Here is a 14,870-nt window from a genome sequence, read left to right as displayed (position 1 = left end):
AGGCGCCGCGCGCGCCGGGTCGGGCCGCATGATCCGGCAATACGAGCTTGTCGAGCGCGTCAAGGCGTATGATCCCTCGGCCGACGAGGATCTGCTCAACCGCGCCTACGTCTTCTCGATGAAGGCGCACGGGTCGCAGACGCGCGCGTCGGGCGATCCCTACTTCCTCCATCCGCTGGAGGTCGCAGGTATCCTGACCCAGATGAAGCTGGACGCCGGCACCATCGCCACGGCGCTGCTTCACGATACGGTCGAGGACACCGTCGCCACGCTCGAAGATATCGAGCGGGTGTTCGGCAAGGAAATCGCCCGGCTGGTCGACGGCGTCACCAAGCTGTCGCGGCTGGAACTGAACAGCGAGCAGGCCAAGCAGGCGGAGAATTTCCGCAAGCTGGTCATCGCCATGTCGGAGGACATCCGTGTCCTGCTGGTGAAGCTGGCCGACCGGCTTCACAATATGCGCACGCTGTTCCACCTGAAAAAGCCGGAAAAGCGCCGCCGCATCGCCCGCGAAACCATCGAAATCTACTCGCCCTTGGCCGAACGCATCGGCATGCACAAGATCAAGGACGAGCTGGACGATCTTGCCTTCGCCGAACTGAACCCCGACGCGCGCGACAGCATCCTGGCCCAGTTGGCGCGCCTGCGCAGCGAGGGTGAGAACCGCGTCCAAACCATCATCACCGAGCTGCGCGAGCTGCTGGCGGCCGAAGGGCTGCCCGACGTATCGGTGACCGGCCGCGAGAAGTCGGCCTATTCGATCTGGCGCAAGCTGCAGCGCAAGAATGTCAGCTTCGAACAGCTGTCCGACATCATGGCCTTCCGCATCACGGTCGGCACCGTCGGCGAATGCTATCAGGCGCTGGGCATCGTGCACGCCCATTATCCGGTCGTGCCGGGTCGCTTCAAGGACTACATTTCCACGCCAAAGCCCAACGGCTACCGCAGCCTGCACACCGGCGTGATCGGTCCCGGCCGCAATCGGATCGAGGTGCAGATCCGCACCCAGGACATGCACGAGATCGCCGAGCTGGGCGTCGCCGCCCACTGGGCCTACAAGCAGGACCACCAGCCGCGCCCGAATGGTGGCGAATACCGCTGGCTGCGCGAGCTGCTGGACATCCTGGAGCATGCGCAGAAGCCGGAAGAGTTCCTGGAACACACCAAGCTGGAGCTGTTCCAGGATCAGGTCTTCTGCTTCACGCCGAAGGGCGACCTGATCGCGCTGCCGCGCGGCGCCACGCCGGTCGACTTCGCCTATGCCGTCCATTCTCAGGTCGGCGACCATTGCGTCGGCGCCAAGATCAACGGCCGCATGCTGCCGCTGCGCACCCAGCTGCAGAACGGCGATCAGGTCGACATCGTCACCTCCAAGGCGCAGACGCCTGTCCCGGGCTGGGAACGCTTCGTCGTCACCGGCAAGGCCCGCGCCCGAATCCGCAAGTTCCTGCGCACCCAGCAGCGCGCCCAGTATATGGAACTGGGCCGCGGCATGCTGATGCGGCAGTTCAAGTCGGAAGGCTACGAGTTCACCGAAAAGGCTCTGGAAGCCGCCACCAAAATCTTCCAGCAGCCTACGGTGGACGATCTGATGGCCGGTGTCGGCTCCGGCCTGCATTCGGTGCGCGAGGTTTTCCACGCGGTCTTCCCCGGCCACAAGGCGCAGGCCGCCCCCGCCGTCCGCGAGACGGAGGAGAGCGCACCGAAGTCGAAGGCGAAGGCCCGCAAGGAATCGGCGCTGCCGATCCGTGGCCTGATCCCCGGCATGGCCGTGCATTACGCCCGCTGCTGCCATCCGCTGCCCGGCGACCGCATTGTCGGCATCGTCACCACCGGCAAGGGCGTGACGATCCACACCATCGACTGCGAGACTCTGGAAAGCTTCCACGAATCGCCGGAACGCTGGATCGACGTGTCGTGGGAGACCGGCCCGGATTCGCCGGAGGAGCATGTCGGCCGCATCAGCGTCGTCATCGCCAATGAACAGGGCTCGCTCGGCACGCTGTTCACGGTGATCGGCAAGAACCAGGGCAACGTCATCCATCAGAAGATCACGAACCGCAGCACCGACTATTTCGAGTTGCTTATCGATATCGACGTGAAGGATGCCAAGCACCTGACCAACATCATGGCCGCCCTGCGCGCCACTCCGGCCATCCATTCGGTGGAGCGGGCGCGGGGACGGTGATGCTCCCGCTGCCATGCGGCACAGCCGGCCATGCTCGCTGTGCTGCCGCTCTGCTGCGGCGTCGACGATTCTCTGATAATTGCGCACAGAATTCGTTTTTTGCGTGAAGACGCACCATTGATGCTGTGCGACGGGAGAAGGGAACATGCGGCTCGATAGGCTGCTTCTGCGGTTTTTGGCTGTTGCATTGTGCTTGACGCCAATTTATGGCGCCTATGGCAGCAACGGGGAGACGTTGTTCGTGGAGCGATGCGCGATGTGTCACGGGACGGATGCGAAGGGCTCCGGTCCGTTGGCGAGCAAAAGTAACCCTCCGACCCCCGATTTGACGACGCCGGCCTTCAGGAAGCGCTTGGCGGACTATCCTGGCGTTATCGTGTCGTCGATCATACTCCGCCCAAACGGAGATTTGATCCCGAGAACATTGAAGGAAAATGGCTACCGGCTTCCTCCGCACGCATGGACCGTCAAGGACTTTCGCGATCTGAACGAGTATCTGAGCGGCGTGATTTACAAGTCGAAATAAGGAAAATCCGCCAGGGTCATCGATCCGGCCACTCGGTCGGGAGGGCGCGGGGACGGTAAATTCCCTGTCATCCGCGGCTGCACCGGTCGGTTCGGCGTGACGGAAGGCCGGTGCACCGCTATATAGACGGAATCGCCCCCGCCCGTTCCGGCGGGCGGCGACGCTTTGGAGTCCGTGCATGTCCCGTTTCCTGCGCCTTGGCGTGAACATCGACCATGTGGCGACCGTCCGCAATGCGCGCGGCGGGGCGCATCCCGATCCCGTGCGCGCGGCGAGGCTCGCCATCGAGGCCGGGGCCGACGGGATCACCGCCCACCTGCGCGAGGACCGGCGCCACATCGTGGATCGCGACATCGACCGGCTGATGGCCGAGATCGATCGTCCGCTGAACTTCGAGATGGCCGCCACCGACGAGATGCTGGCCATCGCGCTGCGCCACAAGCCGCACGCCGCCTGCCTCGTTCCGGAAAAGCGCACCGAGGTCACCACCGAAGGCGGTCTGGACGTGATCGGCCAGTACGACCAGCTGGTCCGGCCAGTCGGAGAGTTGGGTGCCGCCGGCATCCGCGTCTCGCTGTTCATCGACCCGGAGCCGGCGCAGCTCGACGCCGCCAAGCGCCTTGGCGCTCCGGTGGTGGAACTGCACACCGGCGCCTATTGCGACGCTCATGACCCGGCGACGCGCGAGGCGGAGTTGGCGCGCATCGTCCGCGCCGCCGCCCATGCCGAGGCCATCGGGCTGGAGTGCCATGCCGGCCATGGGCTGAGCTACGACACCGTCGGTCCGGTCGCGGCGATCCAGACCATCGTCGAGCTGAACATCGGCCATTTCCTGATCGGCGAGGCGATCTTCGTCGGATTGACCAACGCCATCGCCCGCATGCGCAAGGCCATGGACACGGCGCGGAACGCGGCGGCGCCCGCCTCATGATGATGTCCGGCACCATCCTCGGCATCGGCAACGACCTGATCGACATCCGGCGGGTCGAGAAGTCGCTGGAGCGTTTCGGACAGCGCTTCATCGACCGCATCTTCACCGAGGTCGAGCAGGCCAAGTCAGAACGCCGCGCCGGCTCTGCCGCGAAGAACAACGCCCGCGCCTCGACCTATGCCAAGCGCTTCGCCGCCAAGGAGGCGTGCTCCAAGGCGCTGGGCACCGGGTTCCGCGACGGGGTGTTCTGGCGCGACATGGGGGTGGTCAACCTGCCGTCCGGCCAACCGACCATGCGCCTGACCGGCGGGGCGCTGGCCCGGCTGGAGGCGATCACGCCGCCAGGCATGCGCGCCCGCATCCATGTGACGCTGACCGACGAATACCCGATGGCCGAGGCCTTCGTCGTCATCAGCGCCGAACCGATCGAGTCCGCCCTCACCGAGCCCGCCCCAACCAAGCCCACAATGCCCACCAATACGGCGAACCCAGAATGACCTTTCAGAAAGAAACGGCGTCCAGCGCCAAGACCAAGGAATCCGGGTTCGCCGAGACCGTCAAGACGGTGATCTTCGCCGTGCTGATCGCCTTCGGCGTGCGGACGTTCGCCTTCGAGCCGTTCAACATTCCGTCGGGGTCGATGATCCCGACCCTGCTGATCGGCGATTACCTGTTCGTGTCGAAATACAGCTACGGCTACAGCAAATACACGGTCGGCTTCGGCCTGCCGCTGTTCGAGGGCCGCATCTTCGGCTCCATGCCGGAGCGGGGCGACGTGGCGGTGTTCAAGCTGCCGCGCGACAACAAGACCGACTACATCAAGCGGGTGATCGGGCTGCCGGGCGACAGCATCCAGATGATCGGCGGCATCCTGCACATCAACGGCCAGCCGGTGAAGCGCGAGCGGATCGAGGATTACGTCACCACCGATCCGCTGGGCCGCAGCATCCGCACCGCGCAGTTCATCGAGACGCTGCCGAACGGCCGCACCCACCGCATCATCGAGGAGTCGGACAACGGTCCGCTCGACAACACCCCGGTGTTCAAGGTGCCGGCCGGCCATCTGTTCATGATGGGCGACAACCGCGACAACTCGCTGGACAGCCGCGTGCCGTCGCAGGTCGGCTTCGTTCCCATCGAAAACATGGTCGGCCGCGCTGAATTCCTGTTCTTCTCACTCGACGAGGGCACGCGCTTCTACGAGATCTGGCGCTGGCCGGTCGATCTGCGCTTCAGCCGTCTGTTCAACGGAGTCCGGTAAGTGTCCACCGTCACCAAGGCGCCTGCCGATGCAGGCGCCGGCTCTGAACCCGAGGCCGATGGCGCCGTCCAGTCCGCGGACGTCGCCGGCCTCGCGCGTGCGCTGGGCTACGAGTTTTCCAACCCGTCGCTCCTGCGCGACGCCGTCACCCATCCGAGCCTGATGGGGCTGGAACGGGCCGGCCGCAAGTCGCACAAGGGGCCGGGCATCGCCTATGAGCGGCTGGAGTTCCTGGGCGACCGCGTCGTCGGGCTGGTGGTCGCGCAATGGCTGCTGGAGCGTTATCCGAACGAGCGCGAAGGGGCGCTGGCCAAGCGGCATGCGGCGCTGGTTCGCCGGGAATCGCTGGGCCGCGTCGCCGACGCCCTCGGGCTGGGCGCCTATCTGCGCCTGTCGCCGGCAGAAGCGCAGAGTGGCGGCCGGGAGAATCGCACCATCCTGGGCGATGCCTGCGAGGCGGTGCTGGGCGCCATGTATCTCGACGGCGGGCTGGAGCCGGTGACGCGCTTCGTCCGGGAGGCGTTGGCGGGCGAGATCGACAAGGCGACGCCGCCGCCGCTGGACAGCAAGACGACGCTGCAGGAATGGGCGCAGGGGCGCGGAAAGCCGCTGCCCCGTTATGAACTGATCGAACGCAGCGGCCCGGCGCACGAGCCGCTGTTCGTGGTTGCGGTGCATGTCGCGGGAATGGAACCGGTCAGCGGCTCCGGCTCGTCGAAGCGCATCGCGGAAAAGAAGGCGGCCAGCACATTGCTGCGCCAGGTGGGAGTACAGGTCGATGACTGACGGTCGCGACGACATCGACAAGATGCAGAACAAGACGCCCGGTTCCGAAGCCGTGGAGCCGTCACCGGAGCCGGTGACGGACGACGAAGCGCTCGACCATGAGGATGGCGGCGAGGACGGCGACGTCGAGGGTGAGGACGCCGACGAGAACGCCGACGAGAACGCCGACGAGGGCGACGTCGACGACGAAGACGGCGAATACGAGGACGATGAGTACGAGGATGATGAGGATGCTCCGCGCGGGCAGCCCATCTCCGTCCTGCCGCCGCTGCCGACGATGCCGGAGCATCCGCGCTGCGGCTTCATCGCCCTGGTCGGCGCGCCGAATGCCGGCAAGTCGACGCTGCTGAACGCGATGATCGGCAGCAAGGTGTCGATCGTCAGCCCGAAGGTGCAGACCACCCGCACCCGCGTGCTGGGCATCACCATCCAGGGCGACGCCCAGATGATCTTCGTCGACACCCCCGGCATCTTCAAGCCGAAGCGCCGGCTGGACCGCGCCATGGTGGCGGCGGCCTGGCAGGGGGCGGAGGACGCCGACGTGATCGGCGTGCTGTACGACGTGTCGCGCCGCTCGATCGACGAGGACACCCGCAGCATCGTCGCCCGGCTGAAGGAGCAGGGGCGCGAGGCGATCCTGATCCTGAACAAGATCGATCTGGTGAAGCGCGACGTCCTGCTGGGCATCGCCGACGCCTTCCGGCAGGAAGGGATCTTTTCCGACATCTTCATGGTGTCGGCCTTCACCGAGGACGGCGTCGCCGATCTGAAGCAGTTTTTGGCCGACCGCTTGCCGGAAGGGCCGTGGCATTTCCCGGAGGACCAGATCTCCGACATGCCGATGCGCCTGCTGGCGGCGGAGATCACCCGCGAGAAGCTGTTCCTGCAGCTTCACCAGGAGCTTCCCTATTCCGCCACGGTCGAGACCGAGGTGTGGGAGGAGTTCGACGACGGATCGGTGAAGATCTCGCAGGTCATCTTCGTGCAACGCGAAAGCCAGAAGGCCATCGTGCTGGGCAAGGGCGGCCAGCGGATCAAGGCTCTGGGCTCCGCCGCGCGGTCCGAGTTGACGGCGATGCTGGAGCGCCGCGTCCACCTGATCCTGTTCGTGAAGGTGCGCGAGGGCTGGGTCGACGACCCGGAACGCTATTCGGCCTGGGGGCTGGATTTCGGAGCGTCCTGAACGACAAAGGCCCTCTCCCGCGGGAGAGGGCCTTTTCCATTCCAGGGCTTCTAAAACCTCAGGCGGCCAGCAGGCGCAGATGGCCGTCGAATTCGTCCAGCGCGCGCATCAGATCCATCATCGCCTGATCGGCCTGGGCACGGGCGAATGGCCAAGCGTCGTCATCGGCCATGTGGGCGGCCTCAATGCGGGCGATGGCGCGATTGTTCAGTCCGCGGAGGCGGTCGAGCGTGCGCTCCCACGTCTCTCGCCGGTCGCTGCCCGCGCGCTCCACCATGGATCGCAGGGTTTCCATGCGGTCGGTGGCGCGCAGCACGAGCTCACGGCTCAGCGTGTCGAAGGCTTGCCGGTTGCGGCGGCTCATGAGATGTCCTCCTTTGATCCTCAACCGATTTTGACCTCTCGGCCGGTTGGCAGGTTAGCCCCGCGCCGATACTGCGCAAACGCACCGGAAGCGCAGTCGTCACAGCCCCTTTGGGAGAAGCCGTAACGATTTTGCGATGCGATTTAGCAGTTGCGGGATATCCGTCCGAATCCAAATCCCGCCGGGTTGCCCCGGCCCGAAAAGGACAAGGCAAACCCGGTGGCCGAGGAAGTCTTCCTGGTTGGATTGCGTTTCCTCCAGGGCCGGTTTCATCCGGCCCGTTGGCGTTTTTATACGCCGCCTTTTTGACGGCGTTCTTTTGTTTTGGTGACGCTTTTGTGCCGGATTGGCAGGGCAGGGTCAATCCGCCCAAAAATCATAGACGGCGCGCAATCTGTCGCAGCCTAAAGGCGAGGTTGTAACCCTCAAACCGGGCAGAAAGTCGGAAGTGGTAGAGCCTTCGTGCGCGTGCTCACTCGGCCGCGACGGCGTAGGCGGGGATGGCTTCGGCATTGGCCGGCTCCGGCATCGCCGTGCCGCAGCAGGGGGCGGCCACCGGCGTCGCGGCGATGGCGGACTGTTGGGCCATGACGGCGCGATGCTCGCTGGCCATGCTGCGCATGGTGGGCACGCATTTGCCGCATTGGACCTGACAATTGTGATGGCGGAACACCGAGGCCGGGGTCGTGGCGCCTTGATCCAGCGCGGCCTTAACCTTCTTGTCGTTCAACGCGTGGCAGATGCAGACGTACATTAGCCCTCGGCGACGGTCGGTTGCGGAGCATTTCCTGGGTCCAGCAATAGCTGAGAGTGAGAATCGTTGTCAATGCTGCTATTGCGAACCGATCGCATATAAGAGGTTTCGAGACGCTTTGTCACAGCCCCCTTCGCGTCAGTTCGAAAGGGGCGTGCCGCATCCTTGCGCTTGCATTCGGCGGCCGTCGGCGGTAGCCCGTGGGGCATGGACGACAGCACCCCCAAAAATGCTTCCGAAAACGCTCCGCAGCCCTCGCCGGGCGCGGTGGTGACCCCTCTTGGTCAGACGGTTTATCTGGCGGCGGACGGCTTCCTCGACGATCTGGTGGCGGAATTGGGAGAGGTCGCTTCGGTCGACGGCCGGCTGGTCTTCGTCGACGGCCCGGCGCGCCCGGCCGCCTGGGCACAAAACATCTGGTACGACCCGGTGCGCATCGAGTTCTCCTCGATCAAGGGCGGCGCCAAGGCGCTGCGCGGGATCCAGCGCAATTGGGCGCTGTGGTCGCAGCGGCATCACCGCCGCGCCGCCCTGATCCAGGAGAACCTGCCGCATGTGTCGGCCAAGCCGGTGGTCTTTCCGTCGCCCCTGCCGACGGCGCCGCTGGGCTCCTGGACACTGACCGACGAGTCCACCATCATCGCCGCGGCACATTGTTCCAGCCCCTTCCGCAACGGCGAGGTGACCTTCGTCGAGAATCGCACGGTGCCGCCCAACCGCGCCTATCTGAAGCTGTGGGAGGCGCTGACCCTGTTCGGGGAGCAGCCGGGGCCGGGCGACCGCTGCCTCGATCTCGGCGCCTGTCCGGGCGGCTGGACTTGGGTGCTGCATGAGTTGGGGGCGTCGGTGGTCAGCGTCGACAAGGCGCCGCTCGACCCCGCCATCGCCGCCCTGCCACGTGTGGAGATCCGCCAGGAAAGCGCATTCGGCCTGAAGCCGGCGGCGGTCGGCCCGGTCGATTGGCTGTGCTGCGACGTGATCTGCTACCCGACCCGGCTGCTGCGGCTGGTGAAGGAATGGATGGACAGCGGGCTGGCCAAACGCTTCATCTGCACGCTGAAGTTCCAGGCGGAGACCGACCATGAGACCGCCCGCGCCTTCGCGGCGATCCCCGGCGGCCGGGTGATCCACCTGCACCACAACAAGCACGAACTGACCTGGATGTGGCCGGCGCAGTGAGCGCCGCCCCTTTGCCCACGTCCCTCAGGCCAGCGCCCGCCCTTCGGCATAGCCGAAGCTGACATAATGCTGCCGGGCGCCGGACAGGCTGCCGCCGACGGCGGCGTTGACGTCCGGGTTGGCGGCCAGATAGGTGGCGGCATTGAATCTGCTGAGGGACCGTCCCTCGAAGCGGCCGAACTGGATGTAATGCAGTTCCACGGCCTCGCGGTTGTTGCCGTAGGCGGCGATCAGGTCGGGGTTGCTGGCTTCGTAGGACAGCGTGTCGAACAGGCTGGCGTTGCGGCCCTCGCGATAGCCGTTGCTGATGAAGTGACGGGTCGCCGCGGTGGCATCGGTTCCGAAGGCCGCCATCAGATCGCCATAGCCGGCCAGATAATTGTAGGGGTCGAATCCGCTCAGGCTGCGGCCTTCGTAAACGCCGGAGTTGGCGAGATGCTGGGCCGCGGCGGCCGTGTCGGCGCCGAACGCGGCGATCAGGTCGCCATTCGACGCGATGTAGCGCAGGGCGTCGAAGCTGCCGGACACCGTGGCCGACAGCGCGCTGCTGCTGTCGGAAAAGCGCAGATACTCGATGTTGGTCAGGACATCGGTGCCGTTGGGGCCGTTGACGATGTATCGGCTGCTGTCCAGCTGCTGGACGCTGTATTGCGCGCGGCTGCCGCTGAACACCACGGTATCCGTGCCGCCGCCGCCATCCAGCGCATTGCCCAAGTTGTTGACGGTGAAGCTGTCGTTGCCGCTGCCACCGATCGCCTGTTGCATCTTCGTGCCGTAGGCCAGCGCCAGGAAGGTGGTGGATCCCGCGCTGCTGAACTGCCCGTCGCGCAGGTCCAGTGACAGCGCCGCTGTCTGGGCACTGCCGTTCAGGCTGTTGTGCCCGTTGGGGTCCCACAGGGTGATGAAGCCGCCGGTGTTCAGCGTGTAGCTGGTGTCGCCGGGGGCGGCCGACATGTTGGCGCCGTAGAGATACTGGATCGCCGCGATGTCGTAGAGGCTGGGGCCGGTCAGATAGACGCCCGACGGCAGGGCGTCGCTGTCGTTGTAGGACATGATGCTGTAGGCATAATTGTCCTGCGCGGACGACAGGTACGGACCCTCCGTCCCCTCGCTGGAGCCGGCATTGTAGTTGCCGGGATGCTTCAGGCCCAGCGCATGGCCGATCTCGTGGATGATCGTCATGTAGCCGTAGCTGCCCGTCGTCGGGTTGGTGTTCGTGGAACTGTCGTTGGCCAGGAAGACCTGACCGCCCTGGGAGGCGGTGGAGGGATAATAGGCGTAGGCCGCCGACTGGCCGTACTGACGGTTGGTTCCGAAGGCGACGGCCGCGGCGGTGGGGTCGGCGACCTCGGTGAAGGTGATGTTGGCGACCGCGCTCCATGCCGCCAGCGCCTGCTGAACAGCCGCGCGCTGGGCGCTGCTCATGGCGGCGAAACCGGCGGCATCGGCGGTGGAGATTTGCCGCGCGCTGGTCAGGAAACCATAGGTCACGGTCGCGGCGGCGCCGACGGACCTGCCGTTCAGCACGGTGCCGTTGTTGCCCCAATGTGGCGTCCCGCTGGCGAGCAGGGCGGAAATGCTGTCGGTCGGGGCAGATTGGCTCATGGACGCTCGGTTCCCGCGGCGGTCGGTTGGGGTGTCCAGGGGGATTCCGGACTACCGCTTATACGAAATACGAGCAAGGTCTCGAGCGCAACAGGTCAGGCACGGCGCAGCGCAAGTTCGATGGACGGACGCAGCATCGAGGCGGCGGCATGGCCGATCTCCACCGCCTCCGCCGCGCGGTCGAACTCCAGGATGCCGATATGGGCAAGCCGCGGCGCGATCAGCACATCCGGCGGCTCGCCGGCCAGCCGCGAGCGGGTGATGCGGTCCTGCATGATGTCGATGGAGCCCGCCATAACTTCCAGGGCGTTCGGCATCGGCTTATGAGCGTGGGCGTCGTCGATCTGATCGGCCAGGAAACGGGTCCGCTGGGTGGGCTTGCGGCCGAGCCAGGTGGAAATCTGGCTGGTCAGGTGCGAAAAGGCGGGCGAGCCGGCATCGCCGCCGGCGACCACCGGTTCCGGCACCTTGGCCGACACCGCTTTGACTCCATCCGATTTGCCGCGGCCGTTCGGCCGTCCCAGCGGCGACAGCTCGCTGTTCAGGTTGACCGCCACCACAACGTCGGCCCCAAGTGCCCGACACAGCGAGACCGGCACCGGATTGACCAGTGCGCCGTCGACCAGCAGGTGATGATCGCGCCGCACCGCCGGGAACAGGCCGGGCATGGCGGCCGACGCCAGCACCGCCGACATCAGCGGGCCGTCGCGCAGCCACATCTCGCGCCCGGTCGACAGATCGGTGGCGACGGTGGCGAAGGGCATTGGCAGGTCTTCGATCAGGACATTGCTGCGTTCGTTGTCGAAGCGGCCGAACGCCTTCTCGGCGGCGACCAGACCGCCGCGGCGGAAGGTGAGATCGATGATGCCCAGCATACCCAGCCAGCCCATCTTCTGCGCCCAGGACTGCAGTTCGTCCATCTGGTCGGTCAGATAGGCGGCCCCGACCGCGGCCCCGATGGAGGTTCCGCAGATGATGTCGGGCTTGATCCCGATCTCCTCCAGCGCGCGCAGGACACCGATATGCGCCCAGCCGCGCGCAGCGCCGCTGCCCAGGGCAAGCCCGATCTTCAGGTCGGTTTCCTTCGCCATCCGCTTCCCCTGTCAGCGCCCCCCACCAGAATCCGATACCGGCCGGCGGCTTGATCTAGAGCTTATCATCTAGGCATCGCTGGCCGGTATCGGAAGCTGCCGGAAGTGGCACGCCGCCGGAGTGCCGGCGATCGCCGCAGTTGAAATGGCAAATGGCGAAAATTTATTCGACCTTTGACTTGGATCATCGTTTTCAAGGCCGTGACTGTGGCATTTCTGTGCCAGTACGAAGGTGTGATCGTCATTCGGGCTGATTTTAACCATGCGTCAACTGGACCCGGTGCATTTTCGTTGCGTTGCAGTGTAGTCCCCGAACCCGGAAGGCTCGCCATGGCCGACGAATTGAAAAGCTTCAGAAAGGACTGGAAACGCTGGTCGACCGCGGAGCGGCTGATTGCCGTTACCCTGCTGGTCCTGGCGGCGCTTCTTGGTGCGCCGGCCGCCGCCGGGCTGTTCTGAGCCCCGGCCTGCTGCAATCCGGTCGAACGCGCCACAGTGTGGCGCGCCGGCAACTTCGGCGCCGCCAAGGAAGCTGCGGCGCGGTCCTCTTTACGGGCTATTAACCCTCACGACCATAGGCTTGGTCGGCTCGGACAGTTCCTGGGACGGTTGGGCGCCACGATCGGACGGAGCGTCGAACCTCCGCCGCAAGGGCACTCGACGGGCGCTCGCTGGAGGGCGCGGACCGGGGTGGTTCCGGCATACTCCGCCAAGGCCTTGCCCCTCTCGCTGGACACGCCCGATGACCTTCTCCGCCCAATCCGCCGTGACGGAACAGAAGCTCCTGAGACAGCGCCTCGACGCCGCCTTCGCGGAAGCAGCAAAGCCGCTGTCGCGTGACGAGGTGACGGACATCGTCCGCAACATCCTGGGCAGCATGGACGGCGATATTTCCGCCACCGACCTGCGCCTCTACAAGGAGGTCGTGGACCTCGCCAAGTTCATCGAGACGGCCAAGCAGGAAATCGCGGCGCTGCAGCCGGCCGAAATCCGCGACGAACATATCCGCACCGCCACGGACGAGCTGGATGCGGTGATCGGCGCGACCGAGAAGGCGACCTTCGCCATCTTCGACGCCTGCGACGCCATCGGCGCCATCGCCGGCCAGACGGACGCGGACAGCTCGGCGAAGCTGAACGACCAGATCACCAAAATCTACGAGGCCTGCAACTTCCAGGACATTACCGGCCAGCGCATCAGCAAGGTGGTGCGGACGCTGAAGCACATCGAATCGAAGGTCGACATGATCGTCGCCGCCTTCGGCAGCGAAGTGCGGCAGAACCACGCGCCGCGGCTGGCCAAGCTGGCGGCGGAGGATGCGGAGGCCGCCGTCCATTACGAGCCGATGAGCGAGGAAGAGGCGGACAAGCAGCTTCTGCACGGGCCGCAGATGCCGGGCAACGCCATGGACCAGGACGAGATCGACCGTCTGCTGGCCAGCTTCGACTGACGCCATGCTGCCCGGCGCACCCATCAGCAGGCCCACCGGCGGCCACACGGCCCAAGGTGCAGGACCGGGGACGGGGAACGCCGGGCTGCCGCCGCTGCGGGTCGCGGGTGCCGGCGGTGTCGGTGCCAGGTCCGGTGTTGGCGGCCATGCCAACCCGAACAACGGCAGCATCCTGCTTCTGCTGTCGCTGTTCCTGCTGCTTCTGGTCTTCTTCATCGTACTGAACGCCAATTCGGTGCAGACGGTGCAGAAGGTGAAGGCGGTCGCCGCCTCGCTGGAGCGGACCTTTCCCAGCTTCGTCATCGATCCGCGCCTGCGCGAGGGGGCCGAACCGGTGGCCTCGCGCGCCGGGACCGTCTTCGCCGTGCAGCGGCTGGACGATGTCGGCACCCTGTTCGCCACGGCGGTGGCGGTCGCCAAGGTGGAGGTGGTCGCCCCCGGCCAGTTGCTGGAGGTCCGGCTGCCGGCCGACGACCTGTTCCTTCCCGGCACCATGACCCTCCGCCCGGACCGCCAGGGCCTGATCGACCGCATCGCCGATGCACTGCGCCAGTCGCGCCAGGGCGAGCGGGTGGAACTGGACGCGCTGCTCGGCATCGGGCCGACGGGAACGCCCAGCCAGCCGCCGGGTCCGGTCGCCCGTGCCGGGGTTCTGGCCCGCGCACTGGTCGAGGATGGGGCGCCGGCCGGCAACGTCACCATCGGGATCGAGCGCGGGGAGCCGGGCGGCGTGCGCCTGCTGTTCTCCCTGCGCTGGGACGAGGATGGGGCGGCGGCGAAGGCGGCTCCCAAGCTGGACCCGAAGGCGGCGAAGACGGAGGTGCGGAAATGATCCGCATTCCGGGCGTCGTCAGCAAGGCCGGGGCGGAAGCGGACGATCGCGGCGGCCAGCGCAAGACGCTGTGGCTGATCAGCTTCACCGACCTGATCTCCCTGATGCTCGCCTTCTTCGTCCTGATGTATTCCATGAGCGAACCGGAGGCGGAGCGCTGGACCCGTCTGGCGAAGGGCGTGGCGGAGGCGATCCCCGCCGCGCGGTCGACGGCCAGCACCCCGTCGGATCGGCCCACTGATCCCGGCGCCGCCTTCAACGCCAAGGCGGTGGAGGCCAGGGCGGCCATCGATCTGCATTATCTGGCGGCCCTGCTGGGAAGCCAGCTGCGGTCGAATACGGAACTGGCGGTGGTTGAGGTTCGGCGCGAAGATGACCGTGTCGTCATCCGTCTGCCGGGCGAGCGGATGTTTGATCCCACCGGTGCCGCCTTCACCGAGGAGGGGCGGCGGGTGCTGTTCCTGCTGGGCGCCGTCATCGGCCGGATCGGCAACCGGATCGAACTGGTCGGCCATGCGGAGCACGAGGATGCGACCGGCGGCGTGGCCTGGGAACGGGCGCTGACGCGGGCGGTCGCCGTTTCCGCCGCGCTGCGCGAGACCGGCTATCGCCGCGATCTGGTGGCACGGGCGGTGATGATGCCGGTTGATGGGGCAGGGGGCGCCCGCAACGGGCGCCTGCCGGTGGACATCGTGGTGCGAGAGGAAGGAGCGGATTGAG

16 protein-coding genes are annotated in these 14,870 nt (G+C 66.2%); 12 read left to right on the top strand and 4 right to left on the bottom strand.

Annotated features, from left to right (window positions below; translation table 11 throughout):
- Nucleotides 1–28 precede the first annotated feature (28 nt).
- The 7 genes from ACCD06_RS11135 to era all read left to right on the top strand — a co-directional run bounded on the left by ACCD06_RS11135 (nt 29) and on the right by era (nt 6,875).
- Nucleotides 29–2,188, top strand: coding sequence for a RelA/SpoT family protein (locus ACCD06_RS11135; protein ID WP_109073127.1), 2,160 nt, complete (start codon nt 29–31; stop codon nt 2,186–2,188).
- Between the two features lie 145 nt (nt 2,189–2,333).
- Nucleotides 2,334–2,714 carry a c-type cytochrome gene (locus ACCD06_RS11130; protein ID WP_109073128.1) on the top strand — a complete coding sequence of 127 codons (381 nt, stop codon included), beginning with the start codon at nt 2,334–2,336 and terminating at the stop codon, nt 2,712–2,714.
- A 178-nt stretch (nt 2,715–2,892) separates the two neighbouring features.
- The gene (locus ACCD06_RS11125) at nt 2,893–3,645 is read left to right on the top strand and encodes a pyridoxine 5'-phosphate synthase (RefSeq protein ID WP_413340655.1); all 753 of its coding nucleotides are present in this window, start codon (nt 2,893–2,895) and stop codon (nt 3,643–3,645) included.
- Nucleotides 3,642–4,142, top strand: coding sequence for a holo-ACP synthase (acpS, locus tag ACCD06_RS11120; RefSeq protein WP_109073130.1), 501 nt, complete (start codon nt 3,642–3,644; stop codon nt 4,140–4,142). Before ACCD06_RS11125 ends, acpS begins: the two co-directional genes overlap by 4 nt.
- Complete coding sequence (gene lepB / locus ACCD06_RS11115; protein ID WP_109073131.1) at nt 4,139–4,906, top strand: signal peptidase I; 768 nt, start codon at nt 4,139–4,141, stop codon at nt 4,904–4,906. Before acpS ends, lepB begins: the two co-directional genes overlap by 4 nt.
- Nucleotides 4,907–5,692 (top strand): ribonuclease III, encoded by a 786-nt coding sequence (gene rnc / locus ACCD06_RS11110; RefSeq protein WP_413340652.1) that lies wholly within the window; start codon nt 4,907–4,909, stop codon nt 5,690–5,692.
- A gap of 277 nt (nt 5,693–5,969) precedes the next feature.
- Nucleotides 5,970–6,875, top strand: coding sequence for a GTPase Era (gene era / locus ACCD06_RS11105; protein WP_109073170.1), 906 nt, complete (start codon nt 5,970–5,972; stop codon nt 6,873–6,875).
- Nucleotides 6,876–6,933: 58 nt separating this feature from the next.
- On the opposite strand, the gene ACCD06_RS11100 is transcribed toward era, so the two are convergent.
- Together ACCD06_RS11100 and ACCD06_RS11095 are read right to left on the bottom strand one after the other, a co-directional pair.
- On the bottom strand, nt 6,934–7,239 hold the full coding sequence (locus ACCD06_RS11100) for a hypothetical protein (RefSeq protein WP_136705750.1): 306 nt from the start codon (nt 7,237–7,239) through the stop codon (nt 6,934–6,936).
- A 472-nt stretch (nt 7,240–7,711) separates the two neighbouring features.
- Nucleotides 7,712–7,993, bottom strand: coding sequence for a bacterioferritin-associated ferredoxin (locus ACCD06_RS11095; protein ID WP_109073134.1), 282 nt, complete (start codon nt 7,991–7,993; stop codon nt 7,712–7,714).
- Between the two features lie 267 nt (nt 7,994–8,260).
- On the opposite strand from ACCD06_RS11095, the gene ACCD06_RS11090 reads away from it, so the two are divergent.
- Nucleotides 8,261–9,172: an SAM-dependent methyltransferase gene (locus ACCD06_RS11090; protein WP_109073171.1), complete on the top strand. Its 912-nt coding sequence runs from the start codon at nt 8,261–8,263 to the stop codon at nt 9,170–9,172.
- A 24-nt stretch (nt 9,173–9,196) separates the two neighbouring features.
- On the opposite strand, the gene ACCD06_RS11085 is transcribed toward ACCD06_RS11090, so the two are convergent.
- Together ACCD06_RS11085 and ACCD06_RS11080 are read right to left on the bottom strand one after the other, a co-directional pair.
- The gene (locus ACCD06_RS11085) at nt 9,197–10,777 is read right to left on the bottom strand and encodes a matrixin family metalloprotease (RefSeq protein ID WP_413340649.1); all 1,581 of its coding nucleotides are present in this window, start codon (nt 10,775–10,777) and stop codon (nt 9,197–9,199) included.
- A gap of 95 nt (nt 10,778–10,872) precedes the next feature.
- Nucleotides 10,873–11,868, bottom strand: coding sequence for a patatin-like phospholipase family protein (locus ACCD06_RS11080; RefSeq protein WP_109073136.1), 996 nt, complete (start codon nt 11,866–11,868; stop codon nt 10,873–10,875).
- Nucleotides 11,869–12,198: 330 nt separating this feature from the next.
- Here ACCD06_RS11080 and ACCD06_RS11075 point away from each other — a divergent pair, with 330 nt between their 5' ends.
- The 4 genes from ACCD06_RS11075 to ACCD06_RS11060 all read left to right on the top strand — a co-directional run bounded on the left by ACCD06_RS11075 (nt 12,199) and on the right by ACCD06_RS11060 (nt 14,869).
- Entirely contained in the window at nt 12,199–12,327 is a 129-nt protein-coding gene (locus tag ACCD06_RS11075; RefSeq protein WP_256379245.1) for a hypothetical protein, read from the top strand.
- A gap of 283 nt (nt 12,328–12,610) precedes the next feature.
- Nucleotides 12,611–13,318 carry a protein phosphatase CheZ gene (locus tag ACCD06_RS11070; protein WP_109073137.1) on the top strand — a complete coding sequence of 236 codons (708 nt, stop codon included), beginning with the start codon at nt 12,611–12,613 and terminating at the stop codon, nt 13,316–13,318.
- A gap of 4 nt (nt 13,319–13,322) precedes the next feature.
- Nucleotides 13,323–14,150 carry a hypothetical protein gene (locus tag ACCD06_RS11065; protein ID WP_413340646.1) on the top strand — a complete coding sequence of 276 codons (828 nt, stop codon included), beginning with the start codon at nt 13,323–13,325 and terminating at the stop codon, nt 14,148–14,150.
- Nucleotides 14,147–14,869, top strand: a complete 723-nt coding sequence (locus ACCD06_RS11060; RefSeq protein ID WP_413340644.1) for a flagellar motor protein MotB — start codon at nt 14,147–14,149, stop codon at nt 14,867–14,869. Before ACCD06_RS11065 ends, ACCD06_RS11060 begins: the two co-directional genes overlap by 4 nt.
- Nucleotide 14,870: the final 1 nt, after the last annotated feature.

This window comes from Azospirillum sp. CT11-132, assembly GCF_047302835.1.
In the GTDB taxonomy this organism is placed as follows: domain Bacteria; phylum Pseudomonadota; class Alphaproteobacteria; order Azospirillales; family Azospirillaceae; genus Azospirillum.
Note: the sequence above shows the minus strand (reverse complement) of the source record. Positions and strands in the feature narration are given on the sequence as shown.

What these genes read in the sequence shown, in the direction of transcription:
- ACCD06_RS11135 (WP_109073127.1), top strand. Translation starts at nt 29, where the DNA reads ATGATCCGGCAATACGAGCTTGTCGAGCGCGTCAAGGCGTATGATCCC.
- ACCD06_RS11130 (WP_109073128.1), top strand. Translation starts at nt 2,334, where the DNA reads ATGCGGCTCGATAGGCTGCTTCTGCGGTTTTTGGCTGTTGCATTGTGC.
- ACCD06_RS11125 (WP_413340655.1), top strand. Translation starts at nt 2,893, where the DNA reads ATGTCCCGTTTCCTGCGCCTTGGCGTGAACATCGACCATGTGGCGACC.
- acpS (WP_109073130.1), top strand. Translation starts at nt 3,642, where the DNA reads ATGATGATGTCCGGCACCATCCTCGGCATCGGCAACGACCTGATCGAC.
- lepB (WP_109073131.1), top strand. Translation starts at nt 4,139, where the DNA reads ATGACCTTTCAGAAAGAAACGGCGTCCAGCGCCAAGACCAAGGAATCC.
- era (WP_109073170.1), top strand. Translation starts at nt 5,970, where the DNA reads ATGCCGGAGCATCCGCGCTGCGGCTTCATCGCCCTGGTCGGCGCGCCG.
- ACCD06_RS11100 (WP_136705750.1), bottom strand. Translation starts at nt 7,239, where the DNA reads ATGAGCCGCCGCAACCGGCAAGCCTTCGACACGCTGAGCCGTGAGCTC.
- ACCD06_RS11095 (WP_109073134.1), bottom strand. Translation starts at nt 7,993, where the DNA reads ATGTACGTCTGCATCTGCCACGCGTTGAACGACAAGAAGGTTAAGGCC.
- ACCD06_RS11085 (WP_413340649.1), bottom strand. Translation starts at nt 10,777, where the DNA reads ATGAGCCAATCTGCCCCGACCGACAGCATTTCCGCCCTGCTCGCCAGC.
- ACCD06_RS11080 (WP_109073136.1), bottom strand. Translation starts at nt 11,868, where the DNA reads ATGGCGAAGGAAACCGACCTGAAGATCGGGCTTGCCCTGGGCAGCGGC.
- ACCD06_RS11075 (WP_256379245.1), top strand. Translation starts at nt 12,199, where the DNA reads ATGGCCGACGAATTGAAAAGCTTCAGAAAGGACTGGAAACGCTGGTCG.
- ACCD06_RS11070 (WP_109073137.1), top strand. Translation starts at nt 12,611, where the DNA reads ATGACCTTCTCCGCCCAATCCGCCGTGACGGAACAGAAGCTCCTGAGA.
- ACCD06_RS11065 (WP_413340646.1), top strand. Translation starts at nt 13,323, where the DNA reads ATGCTGCCCGGCGCACCCATCAGCAGGCCCACCGGCGGCCACACGGCC.
- ACCD06_RS11060 (WP_413340644.1), top strand. Translation starts at nt 14,147, where the DNA reads ATGATCCGCATTCCGGGCGTCGTCAGCAAGGCCGGGGCGGAAGCGGAC.